22 protein-coding genes and 1 tRNA gene are annotated in these 22,295 nt (G+C 73.3%); 10 read left to right on the top strand and 13 right to left on the bottom strand.

The window, feature by feature from the left end; translation table 11 throughout:
• The first annotated feature begins 14 nt into the window (after window positions 1–14).
• Window positions 15–689 (top strand): TetR/AcrR family transcriptional regulator, encoded by a 675-nt coding sequence (locus ACIQWR_RS34365; RefSeq protein ID WP_399266772.1) that lies wholly within the window; start codon window positions 15–17, stop codon window positions 687–689.
• Between the two features lie 55 nt (window positions 690–744).
• Here ACIQWR_RS34365 and ACIQWR_RS34360 read toward each other — a convergent pair whose 3' ends face one another.
• From ACIQWR_RS34360 to ACIQWR_RS34325, 8 genes are all read right to left on the bottom strand, one after another.
• A complete protein-coding gene (locus ACIQWR_RS34360) occupies window positions 745–1,389 on the bottom strand; it encodes an acetate uptake transporter (RefSeq protein ID WP_404017856.1) in 645 nt (214 codons plus the stop codon).
• A 183-nt stretch (window positions 1,390–1,572) separates the two neighbouring features.
• A complete protein-coding gene (locus ACIQWR_RS34355; protein WP_404017853.1) occupies window positions 1,573–2,820 on the bottom strand; it encodes an acyl-CoA dehydrogenase family protein in 1,248 nt (415 codons plus the stop codon).
• Window positions 2,821–2,831: 11 nt separating this feature from the next.
• Window positions 2,832–3,866, bottom strand: a complete 1,035-nt coding sequence (locus ACIQWR_RS34350; RefSeq protein ID WP_404017850.1) for a phosphotransferase family protein — start codon at window positions 3,864–3,866, stop codon at window positions 2,832–2,834.
• A gap of 201 nt (window positions 3,867–4,067) precedes the next feature.
• Window positions 4,068–4,979 carry an MBL fold metallo-hydrolase gene (locus tag ACIQWR_RS34345; RefSeq protein WP_404017847.1) on the bottom strand — a complete coding sequence of 304 codons (912 nt, stop codon included), beginning with the start codon at window positions 4,977–4,979 and terminating at the stop codon, window positions 4,068–4,070.
• Window positions 4,980–5,102: 123 nt separating this feature from the next.
• Window positions 5,103–5,399: a hypothetical protein gene (locus ACIQWR_RS34340; RefSeq protein ID WP_404017844.1), complete on the bottom strand. Its 297-nt coding sequence runs from the start codon at window positions 5,397–5,399 to the stop codon at window positions 5,103–5,105.
• 116 nt (window positions 5,400–5,515) lie between these two features.
• Entirely contained in the window at window positions 5,516–5,842 is a 327-nt protein-coding gene (locus ACIQWR_RS34335; RefSeq protein ID WP_404017841.1) for a DUF202 domain-containing protein, read from the bottom strand.
• On the bottom strand, window positions 5,839–6,237 hold the full coding sequence (locus tag ACIQWR_RS34330; protein WP_399266779.1) for a YidH family protein: 399 nt from the start codon (window positions 6,235–6,237) through the stop codon (window positions 5,839–5,841). Before ACIQWR_RS34330 ends, ACIQWR_RS34335 begins: the two co-directional genes overlap by 4 nt.
• Before the next feature lie 79 nt (window positions 6,238–6,316).
• Window positions 6,317–6,850 (bottom strand): NUDIX domain-containing protein, encoded by a 534-nt coding sequence (locus tag ACIQWR_RS34325; protein ID WP_404018088.1) that lies wholly within the window; start codon window positions 6,848–6,850, stop codon window positions 6,317–6,319.
• Window positions 6,851–6,946: 96 nt separating this feature from the next.
• Between ACIQWR_RS34325 and ACIQWR_RS34320 the strand changes: the two genes are divergently transcribed.
• The gene (locus tag ACIQWR_RS34320) at window positions 6,947–8,602 is read left to right on the top strand and encodes an FAD-binding dehydrogenase (protein ID WP_404017838.1); all 1,656 of its coding nucleotides are present in this window, start codon (window positions 6,947–6,949) and stop codon (window positions 8,600–8,602) included.
• 73 nt (window positions 8,603–8,675) lie between these two features.
• Here ACIQWR_RS34320 and ACIQWR_RS34315 read toward each other — a convergent pair whose 3' ends face one another.
• On the bottom strand, window positions 8,676–9,101 hold the full coding sequence (locus ACIQWR_RS34315) for an ASCH domain-containing protein (RefSeq protein ID WP_404017835.1): 426 nt from the start codon (window positions 9,099–9,101) through the stop codon (window positions 8,676–8,678).
• Between the two features lie 202 nt (window positions 9,102–9,303).
• On the opposite strand from ACIQWR_RS34315, the gene ACIQWR_RS34310 reads away from it, so the two are divergent.
• From ACIQWR_RS34310 to ACIQWR_RS34300, 3 genes are all read left to right on the top strand, one after another.
• A complete protein-coding gene (locus ACIQWR_RS34310; RefSeq protein ID WP_399266782.1) occupies window positions 9,304–10,257 on the top strand; it encodes a hypothetical protein in 954 nt (317 codons plus the stop codon).
• A gap of 54 nt (window positions 10,258–10,311) precedes the next feature.
• Window positions 10,312–11,862, top strand: coding sequence for an APC family permease (locus ACIQWR_RS34305; protein ID WP_404017831.1), 1,551 nt, complete (start codon window positions 10,312–10,314; stop codon window positions 11,860–11,862).
• A gap of 238 nt (window positions 11,863–12,100) precedes the next feature.
• Complete coding sequence (locus ACIQWR_RS34300) at window positions 12,101–13,588, top strand: amino acid permease (protein WP_404017828.1); 1,488 nt, start codon at window positions 12,101–12,103, stop codon at window positions 13,586–13,588.
• 136 nt (window positions 13,589–13,724) lie between these two features.
• Here ACIQWR_RS34300 and ACIQWR_RS34295 read toward each other — a convergent pair.
• Window positions 13,725–13,812: transfer RNA gene (locus ACIQWR_RS34295), tRNA-Leu, on the bottom strand.
• A 167-nt stretch (window positions 13,813–13,979) separates the two neighbouring features.
• Between ACIQWR_RS34295 and ACIQWR_RS34290 the strand changes: the two genes are divergently transcribed.
• The 3 genes from ACIQWR_RS34290 (at window position 13,980) to ACIQWR_RS34280 (ending at window position 16,727) form a co-directional block, all read left to right on the top strand.
• The gene (locus ACIQWR_RS34290) at window positions 13,980–15,305 is read left to right on the top strand and encodes a M20/M25/M40 family metallo-hydrolase (RefSeq protein ID WP_399266785.1); all 1,326 of its coding nucleotides are present in this window, start codon (window positions 13,980–13,982) and stop codon (window positions 15,303–15,305) included.
• 154 nt (window positions 15,306–15,459) lie between these two features.
• Window positions 15,460–15,693: a chaplin ChpH gene (gene chpH, locus ACIQWR_RS34285; protein WP_399266786.1), complete on the top strand. Its 234-nt coding sequence runs from the start codon at window positions 15,460–15,462 to the stop codon at window positions 15,691–15,693.
• Between the two features lie 182 nt (window positions 15,694–15,875).
• On the top strand, window positions 15,876–16,727 hold the full coding sequence (locus ACIQWR_RS34280; protein ID WP_404017824.1) for a chaplin: 852 nt from the start codon (window positions 15,876–15,878) through the stop codon (window positions 16,725–16,727).
• 45 nt (window positions 16,728–16,772) lie between these two features.
• Here ACIQWR_RS34280 and ACIQWR_RS34275 read toward each other — a convergent pair whose 3' ends face one another.
• Window positions 16,773–16,961, bottom strand: a complete 189-nt coding sequence (locus ACIQWR_RS34275) for a DUF5703 family protein (RefSeq protein WP_283452490.1) — start codon at window positions 16,959–16,961, stop codon at window positions 16,773–16,775.
• Window positions 16,962–17,008: 47 nt separating this feature from the next.
• Here ACIQWR_RS34275 and ACIQWR_RS34270 point away from each other — a divergent pair, with 47 nt between their 5' ends.
• Window positions 17,009–17,680, top strand: coding sequence for a hypothetical protein (locus tag ACIQWR_RS34270; RefSeq protein ID WP_404017820.1), 672 nt, complete (start codon window positions 17,009–17,011; stop codon window positions 17,678–17,680).
• 55 nt (window positions 17,681–17,735) lie between these two features.
• Here ACIQWR_RS34270 and ACIQWR_RS34265 read toward each other — a convergent pair whose 3' ends face one another.
• Window positions 17,736–20,045 carry a helix-hairpin-helix domain-containing protein gene (locus ACIQWR_RS34265; RefSeq protein ID WP_404017817.1) on the bottom strand — a complete coding sequence of 770 codons (2,310 nt, stop codon included), beginning with the start codon at window positions 20,043–20,045 and terminating at the stop codon, window positions 17,736–17,738.
• On the bottom strand, window positions 20,042–21,034 hold the full coding sequence (locus ACIQWR_RS34260; RefSeq protein WP_404017815.1) for an aldo/keto reductase: 993 nt from the start codon (window positions 21,032–21,034) through the stop codon (window positions 20,042–20,044). Before ACIQWR_RS34260 ends, ACIQWR_RS34265 begins: the two co-directional genes overlap by 4 nt.
• Window positions 21,035–21,155: 121 nt before the next feature.
• Between ACIQWR_RS34260 and ACIQWR_RS34255 the strand changes: the two genes are divergently transcribed.
• On the top strand, window positions 21,156–22,205 hold the full coding sequence (locus ACIQWR_RS34255) for an LLM class F420-dependent oxidoreductase (RefSeq protein WP_404017812.1): 1,050 nt from the start codon (window positions 21,156–21,158) through the stop codon (window positions 22,203–22,205).
• The last annotated feature ends 90 nt before the right edge of the window (window positions 22,206–22,295 follow it).

The following is a 22,295-nucleotide window of genomic DNA, read 5'->3' as shown; positions in this document are numbered from 1 at the left end:
GGAAGGCGAAGGCCATGGAGACCAGGGAGCCGGCGCGGCAGCAGGAGTCCACGCGCCCGCAGGAGTCCACCCGCCCGCCGAGGGAGCCCGCGCGGGCCAAGGACGCCGCCGCGGCGCCGGACGCGCCGGTCCCGCAGCGGCTGCTGGCCGTCGCGACCCGGCTCTTCGCCGAGCGCGGCTACGACCGCACCTCCGTCCAGGAGATCGTCGAGGCGGCGGGGGTCACCAAGGGCGCCCTCTACCACTACTTCGGATCCAAGGACGACCTGCTGCACGAGGTGTACGCGCGGATGCTGCGCCTGCAGCAGCAGCGGCTCGACGCGATCGCCGACTCCGCTGCACCCGTCGAGGAACGGCTGCGGGCGGCCGCGGCCGACGTGGTGGTCACCACGATCGAGAACCTCGACGACGCGATGATCTTCTTCCGCTCGATGCACCAGCTCAGCCCGGAGAAGTACAAGCAGGTGCGGGCCGAGCGGCGGCGCTACCACGAGCGCTTCCGGGCCCTGGTCGAGGAGGGCCAGCTGAGCGGGGTCTTCGCCGCCGTCACCCCCGCCGACCTGATCGTGGACTACCACTTCGGGTCCGTCCACCACCTGTCCACCTGGTACCGCGAGGACGGCCCGCTCACGCCGCAGCAGGTCGCCGATCACCTCGCCGACCTGCTGCTGCGCTCGCTGCGCCCGTAACCATCGGCCGTGACCATCGGCCGTGACCGCCGCCCGTAGGCGTGGCCCGCCGGGATCAGCCCAGCGGGAGGACCTTGCGGCCCCACGTGTCCTCGGCCACCACGGCGAAGGAGATGTACCAGGCGATGCCCGCGGTCAGCAGGCCGAGGAAGCCGCCGGTGTGGCCGAGCGCGGTGACCTCGGTCAGGTCGCCCAGCGCGAGGAAGAGGAAGGTCAGCGCCAGCGAGATGAAGAGCGCGCGGTGCGCGACGTCCAGCTTCAGCGCGGCGACGGACATGTAGGCGGTGAAGACGAACCAGGCCACGAGGAACCAGCCGGTGGCGACGTGCGCCTGGTCGGCCGGCAGCGTCGGGACGACGAACTTCACGTAGCCCGCGAAGGACATCCAGAAGGCGCCGTACGAGACGAACGCCGTGGTCCCGAAGGTGTTGCCGCGGCGGAACTCCATGATGCCCGCGACGAACTGCGCGAGACCGCCGTAGAACAGCGCCAGCGGGAGCACGACGGCGCTGAGCGCCGCGTTCGAGATCAGGCCCGAGTTGAAGAGGCTGAGCACGAAGGTGGTCAGTGCGAAGGCGGCCAGACCGAGCGGTCCGGGGTTGGCGACCCGACCGGACGGGGCGGAAGGCGCGGCGGAGGCTTCGGCGGCGGGCGCGGCGGCGGGAGCCGCCGGAGCCGGGGCCAGAGTGGAGCTAGGCATGACGAGGAGCACTTTCGGTGGGGGGTATACCGAATATATCGGACCTTTATGGAGGTCCAGACCAGTCGAAAGTCCCCCTCACCGCCGCAGGTCGGCCCCTCACCACCCGCGGCCCGTCCCCTCACCACCCGCCGGCCGTCCCCGCGGTGGGCCGCGGGGACGGCCCGCCGCGACACCCGGTGCTCAGCGGTACTGCTTCAGCTCCCGCCGCGCCAGCGACCGCTGGTGCACCTCGTCCGGACCGTCCGCCAGCCGCAGCGTCCGCGCCGCCGCCCACAGCTCCGCGAGCGGGAAGTCCTGGCTGACCCCGCCGGCTCCGTGCAACTGCACCGCCTGGTCCAGGATCCCGACCACCGCGCGCGGGGTCGCGATCTTGATGGCCTGGATCTCGGTGTGCGCGCCCCGGTTGCCGGCCGTGTCCATCAGCCAGGCCGTCTTCAGCACCAGCAGCCGCAGCTGCTCCACGGTCACCCGGGCGTCCGCGATCCAGTTCTGCACCACCCCCTGCTCGGCCAGCTCCTTGCCGAAGGCGGTGCGGCCCAGCGCGCGCCGGCACATCAGCTCGATGGCCCGCTCGGCCATCCCGATCAGCCGCATGCAGTGGTGGATGCGACCGGGTCCGAGCCGGGCCTGGGCGATGGCGAAGCCGCTGCCCTCGTCCCCGATCAGGTGGGAGGCCGGGACCCGTACGCCGTCGAAGACCACCTCGGCGTGACCGCCGTGGTCGTGGTCCTGGTAGCCGTACACGCTCATCGCGCGCCGGACCTCGACGCCCGGAGCGTCCCGCGGCACCAGGATCATCGACTGCTGGCGGCGCGGATCGGCGTGGTCCGGGTCCGTCTTGCCCATCACGATGAAGACCTTGCAGTCCGGGTTCATCGCCCCGGAGATGTACCACTTGCGCCCGGTGACCACGTAGCTCCCGCCGTCCGCGGAGCGCTCGATGCGGGTCTCGACGTTCGTGGCGTCCGAGGAGGCCACCTCGGGCTCGGTCATGGCGAACGCGGACCGGATCTCCCCGGCCAGCAGCGGCTCCAGCCACCGCTTCTTCTGCTCGTCGTCCCCGAACTGGGCCAGCAGCTCCATGTTCCCGGTGTCCGGGGCCGCGCAGTTGGTGGCCATCGGGGCCAGGTGCGGACTGCGGCCGGTGATCTCGGCGAGCGGCGCGTACTGGAGGTTGGTCAGCCCGGCGCCGTAGCGCTCGCCCGGCGCGGCGTGCCCGCCCTGCCCGTCCACGAAGAAGAGGTTCCACAGGCCCTGGCGGCGGGCCTCGGCCTTGAGGTCGCCGAAGACCGCCGGGGTGTCCCAGGGCGAGGCCAGCCGGGCCCGCTGCTCGGCCGCCACCGCCTCCGCGGGGTAGACGTACTCGTGCATGAACGCGAGCAACCGCTCGCGGAGTTCCTCGGTCCGGGCGTCGAATGCGAAGTCCATGGGCGCGTGCCTCAGCCTTCCTGGAGGGTCGTCAGACCGTGTTCGATGAAGACCGGGACCAGCTCGCCGATCCGGTCGAAACCCGCTCCCACGGTCTGGCCGAGGGTGAAGCGGTAATGGATGCCTTCGAGGATGACCGCGAGCTTGAACCAGGCGAAGGCCGTGTACCAGGAGATCGCCCCGGTGTCCCGGCCCGAACGGGCGGCGTAGCGCTCGATCAGCTCGGCCGGCGCCGGATGGCCCGGAGCCCCGCTCGTCGTGCTCACCGGCGACTCGGTCAGCCCCAGGTCGGAGCTGTACATCACCAGCAGCCCGAGGTCGGTCAGCGGATCGCCGAGGGTGGACATCTCCCAGTCCAGCACCGCCCGGATGGTGTCGTCCGGCCCGCCGATCAACACGTTGTCGAGCCGGAAGTCCCCGTGGACCACGGTGGGGGCCGGGGAGTCGGGCAGGGCCCGGCCGAGCGCGCCGTGCAGCTCGTCGATACCGGCCAGCTCGCGCCCCCGGGAGGCCGCCAGCTGCTTGCCCCAGCGCCGCAGCTGCCGGTCGAGGAAGCCCTCGGGGCGGCCGAAGTCGTCCAGGCCCACGGCCCGCGGATCCACCGCGTGCAGCTCGACCAGGGTGTCCACCAGGCCGAGCACCGCCCGGCGGGTCCGCTCGGGGCCGAGGGCCGCCAGCTGCCCGGCCGTGCGGTAGGGCACCCCCTCCACGTACTCCATGACGTAGAAGGGCGCGCCGAGCACCGACTCGTCCTCGCAGAGCAGCAGCGCCCCGGGCACCGGTACCGCCGTGCCGTGCAGCGCCGCGATCACCCGGTGCTCGCGGCGCATGTCGTGCGCGGTGGCCAGGACGTGCCCGAGCGGCGGGCGCCGGACCACCCAGCGCGCGGCGCCGTCGGTGAGCTCGTAGGTGAGGTTCGACCGGCCGCCCTCGATCAGCCGGCCGCGCAGCGGCCCGGACACCAGGCCGGGGCGCTCGCGGTCGAGGTGGGCGCGCAGCCGCTCCAGGTCGAGGCCCCGGGGGTCGGCGGCCGGTGGTGTGGTCATGGTGCGGACCTCCGTACGGAAGGGGCGGGAGGTGCCCGGTCGGGTGCGTGGTCAGGTGTCTCGCATGTCTCGCAGCCATCATGCCGACCGGTCGGTATGCCGTCCATAGTGCGGACCGAAACTTCGCCCCGGAGCCGGAGCCGGAGCCGGCCCCGCGCTGCCTCCGTCGCCTCCGTCGCCTACGTCGCCCCCGACCCGCCGTCAGGCGTGGCAGGCGATCGGGACTCCGCCGTTCATCACCGTCATGTCCCGCAGCACCGCCATGATGTCCAGCGGCTCCCCGAGGACGCCCCCGTCCAGCTCCGCGTAGGCCCGGTGCAGGTTGGCCACCAGCCGTTCGCTCTCCCGCCAGAGCGCGAACTCCCCGAGGTCGGCCCGCCGCGCGACCTCCAGCGGGGTGTCCCCCCGCTCCTTGCCCTCCCGGGCGAGCTGGTCGACGTAGCGCAGGTAGCGCTCGGTGGCCTCGTACGCCGACGGGTCCGTCAGCGGCCCGTGGCCCGGTACGACGGTCTCCGCGTCCAGGGCGCGCAGCAGCTCCAGCGCCCGCAGCGAGCCGGCCAGCGAACCCATGGCCAGGAAGGGGGTGCCCTCGGCGAAGACCAGGTCCCCGGTGAAGACGGTCCGCTGCCGCGGCAGCCACACCACCGAGTCGCCTACGGTGTGCGCGACGCCCGGGTGGATCACCTCCACCTCGGTGTCGCCCACGTGCACCGTGGCGCGCTCGCTGTAGGTGAGGTCGGGCGCGGTGATGGGCAGGGCGCCGAAGTCGGTCCCCGGCCAGATCAGTTCGAGCTGGCGCCCCGCGTCCAACTGCTCCGAGCGGCAGCGGTCGTGGCCGAGGACGAGCGCCTCGGGGGTGAACACGGCGTTGCCGTAGGTGTGGTCGCCGTGGTGGTGGGTGTTGACCACGGTGCGCGGCAGCGGCGACCCGGTCGAGGTGATGGCGTCGCGCAGGGCCAGGGCCCGGCGTTCGGTCGCCGCGGTGTCGACGAGCAGGCTCCGGCCGCCGCCGGTCACGAAGCCGGCGTTGTTCAGGCACCAACCGCCGTCCGGCTGTATGTAGGCGAAGACGCCGGGCGCGGGCTGGACGAGGTAGGGCTTCTCTGCGGTCATCTGCGCTCTCCCCGGGTCGCTTTGACGGGCGGGCAGCATCCTGCCAGCCCGCGCGGACCCGGGGGAGGGCGGGGTCACCGCGGAACGGGAGCCTCAGCGGTCGTCAGCGGTCGTCAGTGGCCGTCAGTGGTCGTCATAGTGGCCGTCGTGCTCCGCGTGCCGGTGGCCGTCGTGCACGTAGTCCACGTGGTCGCCGTGCGCGACCGACTCGTGCCCGCAGTCCGCGCCGTGCGCGTGGTCGTGCCCGGTGTGCGGCACGTGGCCCGCCGGTTCGCACTCGTCCCAGTGCCCGGAGTGCTCCCGGTGCAGGTGGCCGTCGTGCGCGTAGTCGACGTGGTCGCCGTGTTGGACCGGGGCGTGCCCGCAGTCGGGGCCGTGGGAGTGGTCGTGCGTCGCGTGCTCGTGGTGCAGGGTCGTCATGGCGCCGAGGCTAGTGGGGATCGGGTGATATCTCCCGTTCCGTCACCCCGGTGTCACCGCGCCGCGGAGAAGCCCGATCATCGCACCGGCGGGCGCGCGCCCCCGGCCGCGGGCCCTCAGACGATCAGGGCCATCGCGAAGACCGCCAGGGCCACGGTCCACAGGGTGACCGCGAGCGCGGCCCGCGGCGCCAGCCCCGGCGGCCGCCCGGTCGCCAGCTCCGCCATCCTGCGGTGCGCCCCCCGCAGGAACGCCAGCCAGACCAGCACGATCAGCAGGGTCGCGACGATCGCGACCGGCGTCCCCGGCCCGTGCAACACCTGCCGCACCCCCAGCACCGCGGCCGCCGACGCGCTGAGCGTCGTACGCCGCCACGCCATCCGGGTGCGCTCGGGCTGCAACCCGGGATCCCGTACGGGCGCGGGGGCCCCGGACCCGCTCACCGCCCGGTCGTCCAGCCCATCAGCATGACCACCACCATCGCCACCGCGACCAGCCCCACCCCCAGGCTCAGCACCACCGGGAACGGCGACAGCGGCAGGTCCTCGCCGCGCCGCATCGCCCGCTCGCAGCGCACCCAGTGGTTCACCGCCCGCAGCGCACAGGCCGCGCCCACCGCCAGCAGCGCGAAGGCCATCCCGACGCGCACCGCCCAGCGCAGGTCCGGCAGGAACTGGTCCACCGCGAACCCGCCGCCCACCAGGGCCAGCGCGGTGCGGATCCAGGCGAGGAAGGTCCGCTCGTTGGCGAGGGAGAACCGGTAGTCGGGCGTCGCCCCCTCCTCCCGGAGCCGCCGCGGCGCGAACCAGAGGCGCACGTCCCTCACGAAGTCGATCATCCGACCAATCTACTGTCCGACGTCCGATGATCGGGGGAGCGCCCCGGCGGATCCGCTACCCGTGCCCGTGTCCGTGCCCCTACCCGTGCCCGTGCCCCCGCCCCCTGTGGTGCTCCTCCAGCCGCCGGTACGCCTCCAGCCCGTCCGGCACCCACGGCCAGGACCCGTCGGCGGCCCGCCGCGCCACCTCCGCCCCGTCCACGAAGGCGTACCAGTCCACCTCGGAGACCTGCGGACGCACCGGCAGGTCGCACCGGACCTCGTACACGTACGACCACCAGGCCCCGCCCTCGCCCTCGTACAGGAACTTCAGCACCGGCGTCGGCCGCGCCAGCCCGCTCACCCCCAGCTCCTCCTCGGCCTCCCGCAGCGCGGCCCGCGCGTAGTCCTCGCCCGCGCCCAGCACCCCGCCCACGAACATGTCGTAGCGGGACGGGAACACCAGCTTCGACGCGGTCCGCCGGTGCACGAAGATCCGCCCCTCGGCGTCCCTGACCCGCACGAACACACAGCGGTGCAGCAGCCCCCGGGCGTACACCTCGCCCCGCCGGGCCCGCCCGGTGACCCGGTCCTCGCGGTCCACCACGTCCAGTACCTCGTCCGCCGGATCCATCGCGCTCATGCATCCCATCCAAGCACCGGTGTTGACTGGTTACCGCGAGGTAGCCAAGGATCTGTCCCAATCCACCGAGGTCAGGACGGAAAACGCATGGGGTACGACGCAGACGTGATCGTGATCGGCGCCGGACTGGCGGGCCTCGTGGCCACCGCCGAGCTGGTGGACGCGGGCCGCAAGGTCATCCTGCTCGACCAGGAGCCCGAGCGGTCGATCGGCGGCCAGGCCCACTGGTCCTTCGGCGGCCTGTTCTTCGTGAACTCCCCCGAGCAGCGCCGCATGCGCATCAAGGACAGCCACGCCCTGGCCCTCCAGGACTGGTACGGCACCGCCGGCTTCGACCGCCCCGAGGACGCCTGGCCGCGCCGCTGGGCCGAGGCCTACGTCGACTTCGCGGCGGGGGAGAAGCGCCCCTGGCTGCACCAGCGCGGCGTCCGCTTCTTCCCCGTGGTCGGCTGGGCCGAGCGCGGCGGCTACGACGCCACCGGCCACGGGAACTCCGTACCCCGCTTCCACATCACCTGGGGCACCGGCCCCGGGCTGGTCGAACCCTTCGAGCGGCGGGTCCGGGCCGGGGTGGCCCGCGGGCTGGTCCAGCTGAGGTTCCGGCACCGGGTCACCGGCCTCTCCCGCACCGCCGGGACCCTGGACACCGTCACCGGCGAGGTCCTGGAACCCTCCGACGTCGAACGCGGCGCCGCGAGCAGCCGCGGGGCCACCGGTTCCTTCTCGCTGCGCGCGCAGGCGGTCATCGTCACCTCCGGCGGCATCGGCGGCAACCACGACCTGGTCCGCGCCCAGTGGCCCGAGCGGCTCGGCACCCCGCCCGAGCGGCTGCTGTCCGGGGTCCCCGCCCATGTGGACGGCCTGATGCTGGGCATCGCGGAGCGGGCCGGCGCCAGCCACATCAACAAGGACCGCATGTGGCACTACACCGAGGGCATCGAGAACTGGAACCCGATCTGGGCCCGGCACGGCATCCGGATCCTGCCCGGCCCCTCCTCGCTGTGGTTGGACGCCACCGGCAAGCGGCTGCCCGTACCGCTCTTCCCCGGCTTCGACACGCTCGGCACCCTCGACCACATCATGAAGACCGGCCACGACCACACCTGGTTCGTGCTCAACCAGCGCATCATCGGCAAGGAGTTCGGGCTCTCCGGCTCCGAGCAGAACCCCGACCTCACCGGCAAGTCCGTCCGCGAGGTCATCAACCGGGCCCGCCAGGACGTCCCCGGGCCGGTCAAGGCCTTCATGGACAACGGCGCCGACTTCGTCGTCGAACGCGATCTCGGCGCCCTGGTCCGCGGCATGAACGCGATCACCAAGGAGGGCCTGATCGAGGAGGACGCGCTGCGCCGCGAGATCACCGCCCGCGACCGCGAGATCGCGAACCCCTTCACCAAGGACCTCCAGGTCATGTCCATCCACGGGGCCCGCAGGTACCTCGGCGACAAGCTGATCCGTACGGCCGCCCCGCACCGGATCCTGGACCCCAAGGCGGGGCCGCTGATCGCCGTCCGGCTCTCCGTCCTGACCCGCAAGTCCCTCGGCGGCCTGGAGACCGACCTCTCCTCACGCGTGCTCGGCGCGGACGGCGCACCCCTGCCCGGCGTCTACGCGGCGGGCGAGGCCGCGGGCTTCGGCGGTGGCGGGGTGCACGGCTACCGCGCCCTGGAAGGCACCTTCCTCGGCGGCTGCATCTTCTCGGGCCGGGCGGCGGGCCGCGCGGCGGCGCAGGCGGTCGCCTGACCCGCGGGTCGAGGGCCGCGGGTCAGGCTGCGGCCCGACCCGCGACCCCCGACCGGGGACCCGGCCCGGGCCCTCAGCCGCGGAGCTCGACGACCCGGAACCGTTCGGCGACGACCAGCGTGTCCTCGTCCACGGTGAACCCCGGGTCGCCGAGCTCCTCCCGTACGGGCGCGCTGTGCCAGAACTCCTCGTGCGAGGAGCGCCATTCGGCCACCGAGGAGTCCCCCTCGCCCTCGTCCACGGCGTGCCGCAGGTCCACCTCGCCCAGGCGCAGGACCCGTACGTCGACCACCTCCACCAGCGCGACCGCGCGCTCCGCCGAATCGATCAGCATCCTCCGGTCACCGGGCCGGGGCAGCGGCTCGCCCTCTGCCTCATATCCGGCCAACAACCCGGTCGTCGTGGTCTTCGCGCCACTGAGCACCGCCGCGACCAAGCGGTCGCGCAAGGGTCCGGGAAAGCCCAGCAAGTACGGCGGCAGGTCATCGGAGTTCGTCATGCGGACACCCTAAGTACCGGCGCGCGCCGGCACGCACGGGCAACGAATCGGCACAACCGCCCCAACTCCGCCAAGGTGGTTACCAGTTGAAACCCGCCACCCAGTGGACTGGACCTTGACGCGGAGCTGTGCCTACCGGTTTGCTGTGCGTGATCATCCACCGCTCGTCGACCCGCGCTCGCGTTCTGGAGGGAAACCGCGGATGTCTCCGCCTCCGCCGCCCCTCGGCCGCGCTCGCAAACGAGCCGCCCAGCTCTTCGATCCGGCCCTGTGCGACACGGAACTGGTCGACGTGCGCACCCAGTTCACCCAGGGTCGGTGGGCCACCGCCCGGAGCCTGCTCGCGGCCACCGCCGACGACTGGGACCGCCGCGGCCACCGCGTCGTCGTCCTCGCCGAGACCCCGGCCGCCACCGCCTGGGCCCGGGAGTGGCTGCTCGCCGAACCGGAGAGCGCCGACGCCGCCACCCTGCTCGCCTGCGCCGCCGTCTTCACCGCCCTGCGCCGCAAGGGCACCCCCGAAGCGGCGGACGAGGCGTGCCGCCGGGCCGCCGCCCTGTTCCCCGCCGACCCCACCCCCTGGCTCGGCCTGCTGCTGCTCTCCCGCGCCTTCGGCACCGAGGAGGAGTTCAGCCGCCACTTCGACCAGGTCCGCGCACGGCACCGGGAACACCACCACGCCCACCACGTCATGGTCGCCCGGCTCGCCGAACGCCTCCCCGGGACCGGCCACGACCCGCTCCACGAGGTCTACGACTTCGCCGCCTGGGCCGCCGAGGAGTCGCCGGCCGACTCACCGCTCGCCGTCCTCCCCGTCATCGCCCACGCCGAGCGCTACCGCGTCCTGGCCGCCGGCCACGGCGGCGGCCCGGCGGCCGCCGCGGCCGCCGCACACTGGTCCGGCCGGCGGGCCCGTCAGGTCCTGCGCTCCGCCTTCGACTGGTGGCTCGAATGGGAACGCGAGGACCACCCGCGCAACCGCGTCGACCTCAACTTCCTGGCCCACGCCAAGCTCTGCGAGGGCCGCCCCGCCGAGGCCGCCGCCCTCTTCCAGCGGATCGGGAGCCACGCGACCCGGGCCCCCTGGTCCTATCCGGACCTCGACCCGCACAAGGCCTTCCTCGCCGCGCGCAGCGCCGCGCTCGGCTCCGCCTGAACCCTCCGCTCCGCGCACGTCCCCCGAACTTCCCTCTCCGAAAGGACCCCCGCCATGGCGACGGGCAGTTCCACCACGTCCCCGCGCAGCAGCGCGGCCGAGATCCGCACGTACAAGGGCCAGGACCGGGCCCTGCGCGCGGACCGCCTCGGTACCGCGGGACTGCTGCTCTCCGTACTGGCGGCCAGCGCCCCCCTGATGGTGGTGGCCGGCGTGATGCCGACCACCTTCGGCGTCATGGGGATCGTCGGCCAGCCGCTGCTGTTCGTCATCCTCGGCATCGTCCTCGCGCTGTTCAGCATCGGCTACGCCGAGATGAGCCGGCACGTCCACAACGCCGGAGCCTTCTACGCCTACATCGCGCGGGGCCTCGGGGCCACCGCGGGCGCGGGCGCCTCGATGGTCGCCCTCGTCGCCTACAGCGCGATGCAGGTCGGCGTGTACGGGATCCTCGGCTTCGAGGTCTCCGGCCTCCTCACCACCTACCTCGACCTCCAGGTGGCCTGGTGGATACCGGCCCTCCTCGCGGTCGCCGCCACCGGCGCCCTCGGCTGGCTCAAGATCGACCTCAACGCCCGGGTGATCGGCGTCCTCATCCTCATCGAGTGCGCCCTCGTCGTCATCTTCGACCTCGCCGCCCTCGGCAAGCCCGGCGCCGAGGGCCTTTCGCTGCACGCCTTCAACCCGGCCACCCTCAGCGGCCCGGGCCTGGGCACCGCCCTGTGCTTCTGCATCGCCGCCTTCGTCGGCTTCGAGCAGTCCCCGGTCTACGCGGAGGAGACCAGCAAGCCGCACATCGTCGTCTCCCGCGTCATGTTCCTCGCCGTCGGCTTCGTCGCCCTCTTCTTCGCGCTCAGCGCCTGGGCCCTCACCGTCGCCACCGGCCCCTCCGAGGTCGTCAAGACCTCCGCCGAAGCCGGCCCCGGCCTGCTCTTCCAGCTCACCGAGGCCCGCCTCGGCAACGCCTTCACCGACGTCCTGCACGTGCTCTTCGTCACCGGCATGTTCGCGGCCATGCTCAGCTTCCACAACGTCGTCGCCCGCTACGCCTTCGCCATGGGCCGCGAGGGCCTGCTCCCGGCCGCCTTCGGCCGGACCAACGCGGGCACCGGCGCCCCCGGCACCGGGTCCCTGCTGCAGACCGGCATCTCGGCCGTCGTCGTCCTCGGCTTCGCCCTCACCGACGACGGCCCGGCCGGGGACCCCACCGCCCCCGTCCTGCACCTGTTCACCTGGATGGGCAGCGTCGGCGCCCTCGGCATCACCCTCCTGATGGCCGCCGCCTCCTTCGCCGTCATCGCCTTCTTCGTCCGCCGCGGCACCGCCTCCGCCCAGGTCTGGCGCCTGGTCGCGGCCGCCGCCGCCGGCCTCGCCCTGCTCGGCATCGCCGGCTACACCGTCAAGGACTTCGGCGTCCTGGTCAGCGCGGGCGAGGGCTCCGCGCTCAGCTGGGCGCTGCCCGCGATCATCGGGATCGCCGCCGTGGGCGGCCTGGCGTACGGATCGGTCCTGCGCTCCCGGCGCCCCGAGGTGCACGCCCGGATCGGCCTGGGCAACGAGGCCTTCCGCCTCGACCAGGCCGCGGAGGCCACCCCGCAGGCCTGACCCGCCCGACCCGGCGACGTACGCCCGACACGACCCGACACGACCTACCAAGGCCCCCGGTACCCCTTTCGGGGGGAGCCGGGGGCCTTGGTAGGTAAAGCGTTGGTTTTGGCCGGAGCGCGGCGGACATGGTCTCCTGGGGCGATCAATTCCGGACCGCGGGCACAGGCGAGACCACCCAACCCTCCTGCGCGGCGGCCCGGACCTGCCTGTCCACCCCACGAAGGCGAAGTCATAGATGAGTGACCGCACCCTGGAAGAGGCCGCGTCCCGCGCCCCTGCCGCACCGAAGGCGTCCGCCCAGCCCGTTCACGTGGACGCCGGTGACGAGGGTTACAGCAAGGACCTGAAGTCCCGCCACATCAACATGATCGCGATCGGCGGAGCGATAGGCACCGGCCTGTTCCTCGGCGCGGGCGGCCGCCTCGCGAACGCCGGGCCCTCGCTCGCGATCGCCTACGCCGTGTGCGGCGTCTTCGCCTTCTTCGTGGTCCGCGCCCTGGGCGAGCTGGTCCTCTACCGGCCCTCCTCGGGAGCCTTCGTCTCCTACGCGCGCGAGTTCATGGGTGAGAAGGGCGCGTACACCGCGGGCTGGCTGTACTTCCTGAACTGGTCCACCACCACCGTGGCCGACATCACCGCGGCCGCCACCTACGCCCACTTCTGGTCGATGTTCAGCGACATCCCGTCGTGGATCCTCGCGCTCATCGCCCTCTCCGTGGTCCTCGCCGTGAACCTGATCTCGGTGAAGTACTTCGGCGAGATGGAGTTCTGGTTCTCGATCATCAAGGTCGGCGCCCTCGTCGCGTTCCTCCTGGTCGGCATCTACCTCGTCGCCACGAGCCACCCCATCGACGGCCACACCCCCGGCCTCGGCTCCATCACCGACAACGGCGGCATCTTCCCCGCGGGCATGCTCCCCATGCTCCTGGTGATCCAGGGCGTCGTCTTCGCCTACGCCTCCGTCGAGCTGTGCGGCGTCGCGGCGGGCGAGACCGAGAACCCCGAGAAGATCATGCCGAAGGCGATCAACTCGATCATGTGGCGCGTCGGCGTCTTCTACGTCGGCTCCGTGGTCCTGCTGGCGCTCCTCCTGCCGTACACCGCGTACTCCGCGGACCAGAGCCCCTTCGTCACGGTCTTCGACAAGCTCGGCATCCCCGGCGCCGCGGGCATCATGAACCTGGTCGTCCTGACCGCGGCCCTCTCCAGCCTGAACTCCGGCCTCTACTCCACCGGCCGCATCCTGCGCTCGATGGCCATGTCCGGCTCCGCCCCGAGGTTCACCGCCAAGATGAACCGGGGCAAGGTCCCCTACGGCGGCGTGCTGTTCACCGCGGCCTTCGGCGTCATGGGCGTGGGCCTGAACTACTTCATGCCCGACGACGCCTTCGAGATCGTCCTGAACTTCGCCTCCATCGGCATCCTGGGCACCTGGGCGATGGTCATGCTCTGTTCCCTGCACTTCTGGCGCCGGGCCCGCGAGGGCCGCGTGGAGCGCCCGTCCTACCGGCTGCCCTGGGCCCCGTACACGCAGATCGTGACCCTGGTCTTCCTGGCCGTCGTGCTGGTCCTGATGTGGAGCGACGACGGCGTGGGCCGCCGCACCATCCTCTTCCTCCCGATCATCGCCGCGGCCCTGGTCGGAGGCTGGTTCCTGGTCCGCCGCCGGGTGGCCGAGATCGCCACGGACCGCGAACGCGCCGCCGCGGACCAGCGCGACTGACGCGCCCGCAACGCCCGCACGAGGAGGGCCCCGCCGACCACGGCGGGGCCCTCCCGCGCGTCCGTCCGACCCGCGGGGACCTGACGAAGACCCGGCGGACAACGAAAAAGGACCCCGCCGGAGCGGGGTCCTTCTTTGGTGTCCGAGGGGGGACTTGAACCCCCACGCCCGATAAAGGGCACTAGCACCTCAAGCTAGCGCGTCTGCCATTCCGCCACCCGGACAAGGTGTCTGTCTCGCGTCCCTCGCGGGCCGTTCCGACAGGGAAAACATTACCAAACATTCCGGAGCCCCGATCACACCCCCCGGTGACCGGAGAGCGCCCTTGGGCGGAGCCGTCCGGGGCGGGAGGATGGGGGCAGTGCGGTACCGATCATTGGGAGGAAGCAGCGTGAGCCAGTCGAGCGCGGGCAGGACCGTATCCGGCGAGGACGAGGTCGTCGACCTCTGCCGGGACCTCATCCGGATCGACACCAGCAACTACGGCGACCACTCGGGTCCCGGCGAGCGCAAGGCGGCCGAGTGGGTCGCCGAGCAGCTCGCCGAGGTGGGCCTGGAGCCGCAGATCTTCGAGTCGCACAAGGGCCGGGCCTCCACCGTGGCCCGGATCCAGGGCGAGGACCCCTCACGGCCCGCGCTGCTGATCCACGGCCACACCGACGTCGTCCCGGCCAACGCCGCGGACTGGACGTACGACCCCTTCGCGGGCGAGATCGCCGACGGTTGCCTGTGGGGTCGCGGGGCGGTCGACATGAAGGACATGGACGCGATGACCCTCGCGGTCGTGCGCGACCGGATGCGCAGCGGTCGCAAGCCTCCCCGGGACATCGTCCTGGCCTTCCTCGCCGACGAGGAGGCCGGCGGCACCTACGGGGCCCGGCACCTCGTCGACAAGCACCCCGAGCTCTTCGAGGGGGTCACCGAGGCGATCGGCGAGGTCGGCGGCTTCTCCTTCACCGTCAACGAGAACCTGCGGCTGTACCTGGTGGAGACCGCCCAGAAGGGCATGCACTGGATGCGCCTCACGGTGGACGGCACCGCCGGCCACGGGTCCATGACCAACAACGACAACGCGATCACCGAGCTGTGCGAGGCCGTGGGCCGCCTCGGTCGCCACCAGTGGCCGGTGCGCGTGACCAAGACCGTGCGGTCCTTCCTGGACGAGCTCTCGGACGCGCTCGGCACCCCCCTCGACCCCGAGGACATGGACGCGACGCTCGCCAAGCTCGGCGGCATCGCCAAGATGGTCGGCGCCACCCTGCGCAACTCGGCGGCCCCGACGATGCTCGGCGCGGGCTACAAGGTCAACGTCATCCCGGGCCAGGCCACCGCACACGTCGACGGCCGCTTCCTGCCGGGCTACGAGGACGAGTTCTTCGCCGACCTCGACCGGATCCTCGGCCCGCGCGTCAAGCGGGAGGACGTCCACGGGGACAAGGCGCTGGAGACCGACTTCGACGGCAAGCTCGTCGACGCCATGCAGGGCGCCCTGCGGGCCGAGGACCCGATCGCGCGCGCCGTCCCGTACATGCTCTCCGGCGGTACGGACGCCAAGTCCTTCGACGACCTGGGCATCCGCTGCTTCGGCTTCGCGCCGCTCCAGCTGCCGCCCGAGCTCGACTTCGCCGGGATGTTCCACGGGGTGGACGAGCGGGTGCCGGTCGACGGCCTCAAGTTCGGCGTGCGCGTCCTGGACCGCTTCATCGACAACGCCTGAGCGACAACGCCCGAACCCGCCGGGGGAATCGGGAGGATGTGCGGATTCCACTGAGAAGAGTGAATGCGCTCATACGCTCGTAGCCCCGGTGGGAACTCCTCGTTACAGGTGGTGCGGTCCGCGGCTGGTACCGCATTGCCTACTAGGAGGAACAATGATCAAGAAGATTGTCGCCGCTGCGGCTGCCACGGGTGGCCTCGTTCTCGCTGGTGCGGGTCTGGCCGTCGCCGACGCCGGTGCCCAGGGTGCGGCCATCGGTTCCCCCGGTGTTGCCTCGGGCAACGTCATCCAGGTCCCCGTCCACGTTCCGGTGAACGTGTGCGGCAACACGATCTCCGTGATCGGCCTGCTGAACCCGGCCTTCGGCACCACCTGCGTCAACAACTGACGCTCTGAAGTCCTCAGCCCCGGAGCGCATTCCAGCGCTCCGGGGCGCAGGGCTTTCCAGGCGCTGCTTTCCGGGCGCCTTCTCGACGTACGAGGCGGGGGAGCCGGTACGGCCGAGTACGTCGATCCGTAACGAACGTACAGGGCTGCGCACAGCGGACCAGGGTTGGGGACACGTCACACATGCGACACGCACGACACATCCGAGGCAGGCAGACCACCACCAGCAAGACGCTGATCACCATGGCGGCCGCGGGCGGCATGCTCGCCCTCGGCGGCGGATACGCCCACGCGGACGCCGGGGCCTCCGGCCACGCCGCGAACTCGCCGGGACTGCTGTCCGGGAACGCCCTCCAGGCTCCCGTCGACGCACCGGTGAACCTCTGCGGGAACACCGTGACGGTGGTGGGTGCGCTGAACCCCGCCTTCGGCAACGCCTGCGCGAACACCTCCGGCAGGCCGAGCGGCCACCAGGGCCACGAGCACCCCGGCCAGGACCACCCGGACGAGCCGTGCGAGCCGGACGGGCCGGGTGGCCACGGCGGTCACGGCGGTCACGGCGGCAACCCGGGCACGCCCGGCGGCCACGGCGGACACGGCGGCAACCCCGGCACGCCGGGAGGGCACGGCGGTCACGGCGGCAACCCGGGCACGCCCGGCGGCCACGGGGGCCACGACGGCCACGGGGGCGACAACCCCGGTACGCCCGGCGGGAACCCGGGTACCCCGGGCGGGAACCCGGGCACCCCCGGCGGCAATCCCGGTACCCCCGGCGGTAATCCGGGCACCCCCGGCGGCCACACGGGCACCCCGGGCGGCACCCCCGGTACGGGCACCCCCGGTACCGGGAGCGGTCAGGGGGCGGGCCCGGTGACCGGGACCCCGGTCAACCTGCCCGGAACCCCGAGCGGGAGCGGGACCGATGTGCTCGCCGCCACCGGAACCGGCGGCGCCGTCGGCGCGGCCGTACCCCTCGCCGGGGGCCTGCTGCTGGCCGGCGCCCTGCTCTACCGGCGGGCCCGCAACGCCGCCTGACGGAACATCACGGCGCGGGTCCCGTCCCGGGGCCCGCGCCGCACGTCACCAGGTCGCGCGTATCTGACGGATGATCCGGCGCCGCAGTCTCACCCGGCGACTCCCGTCCCGGTGCAGCGTGAGCCGGTCCAGCTCCCAGTTGCCGTACTCGGCATGGTCGGTCAGTAGCCGGGTCGCCTCCTTGCGTGGCACCCCGCGCGGTACGTACACGTCGACAAATTCGTATTCCGGCATCGCATCTATTGTGCAGACGGAGCCCCGCTACGGATAGCGTCTGCCCTATGTCTGATGCCGCTCTGCCCACCGTTGCCGAGGTACGTGCCGCCGCCGAGGCCGTCAAGACCGCGCTGGACCGTCACCTCGCGGCGGTCGAGGGCAGGTCCGGAGACGATGATCCCGCCGTCTTCGCCGCTTTCAACGAACTCGCCTCCGCCGCCGAGGAGTACGACGAGCTCCTCTACGACCGCTACGACGAGGTCACTCCCTTCGAGATCCCTTCCACCGAGGACGGCGTCCCGTACACCGGCCCCGCCGACCCCACCGCCTTCAGCGTGCTGATCCGCCGCGACTACGTCGTCGCCGAACCGCAGCGGCTGATCGCCCAGGCCGGGCGCGTGGCCGCCCACGACCGGGACGCGGAGAGCGTCCACGACGGCGGGACCGGGGGCGCGCTCGGCGTCCTCTTCGGCGAGTACGAGCCGGACGAGATCGCCTCCCGCTACAAGGAGTTCGGGCTCGAAGAGGGCGACTCCACGCTCTGGCTGGTGCCCTCCGAGGAGGCCGCGGAACCGGGGGAGTGGCTCGGCTCGCCCTTCGACCACGCCGATCCGGAACACGTACTGCACCGGTTCGACGTGAGCTCCGTCTTCGACGACGAGTTCGACGAGGACGACTCCGACGCCGAACACCCGGGCCTGGAAGCGGCCGTGGGGGAAACCGGCAAGGGCCACTAGTCGGTCGGTCGGCCGTCCGGGCCCCGCCGCGCAGCGCGCGCGGCGGGGCCCGCGCTCACTCCCGGGCCTCCCCGGCCGCCGCCGCGGCCGTCAGGGCCAGCAGCAGGCCGGTCAGCCGCGTCGTACGGGGCTTCGGCAGGACCTCCGCCACCGCGCGCGGCAGCGCCTGGTCCACGCCGTGCACCACCGACAGGTGCCGTTCGGCCCGCCCGAAGGCCGTGTACACCCAGTCCCGCGACAGCGCGTCCGCCGCGTCACCGGGCAGGACGACGACCACGCCGGGCCACCGCTCGCCGACGGCCTGGTGTGCCGTCACGGCCCAGCCGTGCCGCACCGCCGACTCCACGGCCTCCTTCGGTACGACGACCCGCCCGCCCGCGCCGGGACAGTCCAGGTGCAGCCCCGCGGCGTCGGCCGTGACCACCCGGCCCGCCAGCGCGCGGCCCGGGGAGGGCACGTACACGATCCGGTCGCCCGGGTCGAAACCGCCGAAGCGGCCGGGGCCCGGGTTCAGCCGCTCCTTGAGCGCGGCGTTCAGCGCCCTGGTGCCCGCCGAACCGCCGTGGCCCGGGGTGACGACCTGGACCCCCTCGGCCGGGATCCCGAAGGCCCGCGGGACGGACTCGGCCACCAACTGGACCGTGCGGTGGACGGCCTCCCCGGCATCGCGCACCGGGACGATGACGACCTCCTTGCCGGGGGCGTCGACCGCGAGCAGTTCCCCGGCGCCGATCCCGGAGACCAGCTCGCCGAGCGGGCCGGGATCCGGGATCCGGGAGGCGAGCTGCGGGCAGGCGCGGGCGGCCAGCAGGTCCGCGAACACCCGCCCGGGGCCCGCGGATCCGAGCACCCCGGGATCCCCGGACAGCACCAGCCGGGCCCCGTCGGGCACGGACTCCACGAGCGCGGCGGCGCACTCCACGTCGAGCTGCGGGGCATCGGTGACGACGAGCAGGTCCAGGGCCAGCTGGCCGTCCTGGTCCCGGCCCGGTCCCTCGGTCCCGGCCAGCAGCCCCGCGACGGTCGCGGCGCCCTCGCCCGCGCGGTCACGGGTGGCGGGGGAGTGGCAGGCGAGCCAGGCGCGGAGCCCCAGCGCACGGGCGGTCGCCAGCAGGGCCAGCGGCTCCGCGCGGGCCGCCTCGCCGCCCGTGTGGGTGACCAGGCCGTGGCCCGCGACGGCGCGGACCAGCTCGGCGCCGGTCGGACCGGGAGCGGCCTTCGCCCACTGCTGCGGATCGGCGGCCCCGCCGAAGGTGTTGATCAGGCGCGCCAGGCCGTCGGCGAGGCTCTCCTCGGCCAGGGCGCAGCCCTCCAGGCCGACCAGGACCTTGACGGGCTGCTCCTCGTCGTCGGCGACGGGCTCGCCCACGGGCTCCTGGAAGACGAGCACGGCGCCCTCGCCGATGGCCTGCTCCAGGGCCCCGGCGGGGTCGGGCACCGCGTACTGGCCGAGGGCGCCGGTCAGTACGGCGGCCTCCAGCGCGGTGTGGCCCTTCAGGGCCGCCTGGGCCAGCAGCCAGGCCACCAGCGCGGCCGTGCGGCGCTCGTCCCCGGGGCCGCAGTCCCCGCCGAGCAGGGCGCGGGCGAAGCCGTCGGCCTGGGTCGGGCGCACGCCGGGTACGGCCAGCAACTGCCAGGGGTCCTCGGCGAGCCGCCCGGCGGCGTCCTCGCCGAGGGTCTCGGCGGCCTTGACGGCGACGGCCTCGGGGCCGCCGGTACGGGCGAGCAGCGCGCGCACGGCGTCGACGCTCTCCGCGGGGGCGGCGGCGGGGGGCCGCGGTGCGGTCCGCGGGCGGTCGGCCGCGGGGGCCGGCGCGGGTGCGGGGATGCGCCGGGGTGCGGTCGGGGCGTCGTCGAAGTACTGGGACGGGGGCTGCTGGCCGCCCTCCACCGCGCGGACGGCGGCCAGCAGGTCCGCCGCCGTGCCGCTGAGCTTGGCCCCGGCCTCGACCGGCGCGGTCCGCTCCGCCTTGCGCCGCGCGATCCGCTCCCGCTCGACCTTCTGCGCGGCCAGCTCGGCCGCGGCCTCGCTGACCGTGGGCGCGGCGGGCGCGGCGGGCGCGTCGGCGCCGTCGGCCTGGTCGGGTACCACCCCGTCCGCCGCGCCCTCGGCGGCCGGCTCCGTCCCCGCGTCCGCCAGCGGCTCCGCGTCCGCGGCTCCGGCGTCGCCCGCGTCGCCCGCGCCGGAGCGCGCGCCGTCGTCCGGGGCCTCGTCCGCGGCCCCGCCCGCTTCCGCGGCCGCGCCGGAATCCGCCTCGGCCTCCGCTTCCGCTTGCGCCTCCGCTTCCGGTCCGGCGTCGACCTCCGCGTCGGCGGTGGCCTGCGCCACCGGTTCGGTCGGCGGGTCCGTGCGGTCCGTACTCACAGCGTGCTCCAGTCAGGATCGGGATAGCGGTGCACGGGCGCCGAGACGTCGTCCAGCGCGCGGCAGATCTCCTCCGGAAGACTAAGGGCCTCCACCGACAGGGCCGCCGCGAGCTGGGCCGAGGTACGGGCCCCCACGATCGGGGCGACGACCCCCGGGCGGTCGCGGATCCACGCCAGGGCCACCTGGAGCGGGGTCACGGCCAGCCCGTGCGCCGCCGTCGCCACCGCGTCCACGATCCGGCTCGCGGCGTCGTCCAAGTAGGGTTCCACGAAGGCGGCCAGGGTCTCCGAGGCCCCCCGGGAGTCCACGGGAACCCCCTCCCGGTACTTGCCGGTCAGCACCCCGCGCCCCAGTGGGGACGACGGCAGCAGCCCGACGCCCAGGTCCAGCGCCGCGGGCAGCACCTCCCGCTCCAGGCCCCGCTGGAGCAGCGAGTACTCCATTTGGGTGCAGGCCAGCGGCGTCCTGACGCCCGGCGCGGCCCGCTGCCAGGTCGCCGCCTTCGCCAACTGCCAGCCGGAGAAGTTCGACACCCCCACGTACCGCGCCCGCCCGCTGCTCACCGCGAGGTCCAGCGCGTGCAGCGTCTCCTCCAACGGGGTCCAGGGGTCGAAGGCGTGGACCTGCCAGAGGTCGACGTGGTCGGTGCCCAGGCGCGCCAGCGAGTCGTCCAGCGCCGCCAGCAGGTGTCCGCGCGAGCCGTCGAAGCGGCGGTCCGGGTCCGCCACCCCGCCCGCCTTGGTGGCGATCACCAGGTCCCGGCGCGGCACCAGCCCGTCCAACAGGCGCCCCAGCAGGTACTCCGCCTCGCCGTCCCCGTACACGTCGGCGGTGTCGACGAGGGTGCCGCCCGCGTTCCAGAAGGCCTTCAGCTGCTCGGCGGCCACCTCCTCGCTCTGGCCCCCGGCCGAGCGGCCCCACGTCAGGGTGCCGAGGCCGATCCGGGACACGCGCAGGCCGGTGCGGCCGAGATGCCTCTGCTCCATGAGCGCTGAGCGTACTGCGGGACGCCGGAGGCACTGACGGATGGTGGCCCGGCGCGCTAGAGTCCCGGGGACAGCGACGTTACTCATCAGTACAGACGTGTACCGGCTTAAAGGGGACGACATGCGGCTCGGCATCAATCTCGGCTACTGGGGCGCGGGCATGGACGCCGACAACCTGGCCGTCGCCCGGGAGGCGGACCGCCTCGGCTACGACGTGTGCTGGGCCGCCGAGGCCTACGGCTCCGACGCCCCGACCGTCCTGGCCTGGGTCGCCGCCCAGACCGAGCGCATCGACATCGGCTCCGCGATCCTCCAGATCCCGGCCCGTCAGCCCGCGATGACCGCGATGACCGCCGCCACCCTGGACTCCCTCTCCGGCGGCCGCTTCCGCCTCGGCCTCGGCGTCTCCGGGCCGCAGGTCTCCGAGGGCTGGTACGGCGTGAAGTTCGACAAGCCGCTGGCCCGCACCCGCGAGTACGTGGAGATCGTCCGCAAGGCCATGAGCCGCGAGCGACTCTCGCACGACGGCGAGCACTGGACCCTGCCGCTGCCCGGCGGCCCCGGCAAGCCGCTCAAGCTCACCGTGCACCCCACCCGCGAGCACATCCCGCTCTACATCGCGGCCATCGGCCCCAAGAACCTGGAGCAGACCGGCGAGATCGCCGACGGCGCCCTGCTCATCTTCCCGGCCGCCGAGCACCTGGAGGCCACCGCCCTCACCCACATCCGGGCGGGCCGCCAGAAGGCCGGGCTGACCATGGACGGCTTCGACGTCTGTCCGACCGTCCCGCTCGCCGTGGGCGACGACGTGAACGCCCTCGCCGACATGTTCCGCCCCTACACCGCCCTGTACGTCGGCGGCATGGGCAGCCGCAAGCAGAACTTCTACAACCAGCTCGCCCAGCGCATGGGCTACGAGAAGGAAGCCGCCGAGATCCAGGACAAGTACCTGGCCGGCGACAAGACGGGCGCGGCCGCCGCGATCCCGCACTCGCTGATCGACTCGACCACGCTGCTCGGCTCCGTGGAGCGGATCGCGGACAAGATGACGGCCTACGCCGAGGCCGGGGTCACCACCCTGACGCTGGCCCCGGCCGGCTTCACCCTGGAGGAGCGCCTCACCGCCCTGCGCGCCGGTACCGAGGCCCTGGAGCGGGCCGGACTCGCGTAGCACGCCAGGGGCCGGGGGCCGGGAGGAAGTCTGCGGCCGTGGTGGGGGCTCGGGGGGTCTTCCCCGCCACGGCCGGCACAGCGAACAACG

This window comes from Streptomyces sp. NPDC098789 (assembly GCF_044759975.1).
GTDB lineage: Bacteria > Actinomycetota > Actinomycetes > Streptomycetales > Streptomycetaceae > Streptomyces.
The sequence above is the reverse complement of the archived record's forward strand: the minus strand, read 5'-3'. Positions and strand labels throughout refer to the sequence as shown.

Excerpts from the sequence above, each read along its gene's own strand:
- ACIQWR_RS34365 (WP_399266772.1), top strand. The coding sequence starts at position 15 with ATGGAGACCAGGGAGCCGGCGCGGCAGCAGGAGTCCACGCGCCCGCAG.
- ACIQWR_RS34360 (WP_404017856.1), bottom strand. The coding sequence starts at position 1,389 with ATGCCTAGCTCCACTCTGGCCCCGGCTCCGGCGGCTCCCGCCGCCGCG.
- ACIQWR_RS34355 (WP_404017853.1), bottom strand. The coding sequence starts at position 2,820 with ATGGACTTCGCATTCGACGCCCGGACCGAGGAACTCCGCGAGCGGTTG.
- ACIQWR_RS34350 (WP_404017850.1), bottom strand. The coding sequence starts at position 3,866 with ATGACCACACCACCGGCCGCCGACCCCCGGGGCCTCGACCTGGAGCGG.
- ACIQWR_RS34345 (WP_404017847.1), bottom strand. The coding sequence starts at position 4,979 with ATGACCGCAGAGAAGCCCTACCTCGTCCAGCCCGCGCCCGGCGTCTTC.
- ACIQWR_RS34340 (WP_404017844.1), bottom strand. The coding sequence starts at position 5,399 with ATGACGACCCTGCACCACGAGCACGCGACGCACGACCACTCCCACGGC.
- ACIQWR_RS34330 (WP_399266779.1), bottom strand. The coding sequence starts at position 6,237 with ATGATCGACTTCGTGAGGGACGTGCGCCTCTGGTTCGCGCCGCGGCGG.
- ACIQWR_RS34325 (WP_404018088.1), bottom strand. The coding sequence starts at position 6,850 with ATGGATCCGGCGGACGAGGTACTGGACGTGGTGGACCGCGAGGACCGG.
- ACIQWR_RS34320 (WP_404017838.1), top strand. The coding sequence starts at position 6,947 with ATGGGGTACGACGCAGACGTGATCGTGATCGGCGCCGGACTGGCGGGC.
- ACIQWR_RS34315 (WP_404017835.1), bottom strand. The coding sequence starts at position 9,101 with ATGACGAACTCCGATGACCTGCCGCCGTACTTGCTGGGCTTTCCCGGA.
- ACIQWR_RS34310 (WP_399266782.1), top strand. The coding sequence starts at position 9,304 with ATGTCTCCGCCTCCGCCGCCCCTCGGCCGCGCTCGCAAACGAGCCGCC.
- ACIQWR_RS34305 (WP_404017831.1), top strand. The coding sequence starts at position 10,312 with ATGGCGACGGGCAGTTCCACCACGTCCCCGCGCAGCAGCGCGGCCGAG.
- ACIQWR_RS34300 (WP_404017828.1), top strand. The coding sequence starts at position 12,101 with ATGAGTGACCGCACCCTGGAAGAGGCCGCGTCCCGCGCCCCTGCCGCA.
- chpH (WP_399266786.1), top strand. The coding sequence starts at position 15,460 with ATGATCAAGAAGATTGTCGCCGCTGCGGCTGCCACGGGTGGCCTCGTT.
- ACIQWR_RS34280 (WP_404017824.1), top strand. The coding sequence starts at position 15,876 with ATGCGACACGCACGACACATCCGAGGCAGGCAGACCACCACCAGCAAG.
- ACIQWR_RS34275 (WP_283452490.1), bottom strand. The coding sequence starts at position 16,961 with ATGCCGGAATACGAATTTGTCGACGTGTACGTACCGCGCGGGGTGCCA.
- ACIQWR_RS34270 (WP_404017820.1), top strand. The coding sequence starts at position 17,009 with ATGTCTGATGCCGCTCTGCCCACCGTTGCCGAGGTACGTGCCGCCGCC.
- ACIQWR_RS34260 (WP_404017815.1), bottom strand. The coding sequence starts at position 21,034 with ATGGAGCAGAGGCATCTCGGCCGCACCGGCCTGCGCGTGTCCCGGATC.
- ACIQWR_RS34255 (WP_404017812.1), top strand. The coding sequence starts at position 21,156 with ATGCGGCTCGGCATCAATCTCGGCTACTGGGGCGCGGGCATGGACGCC.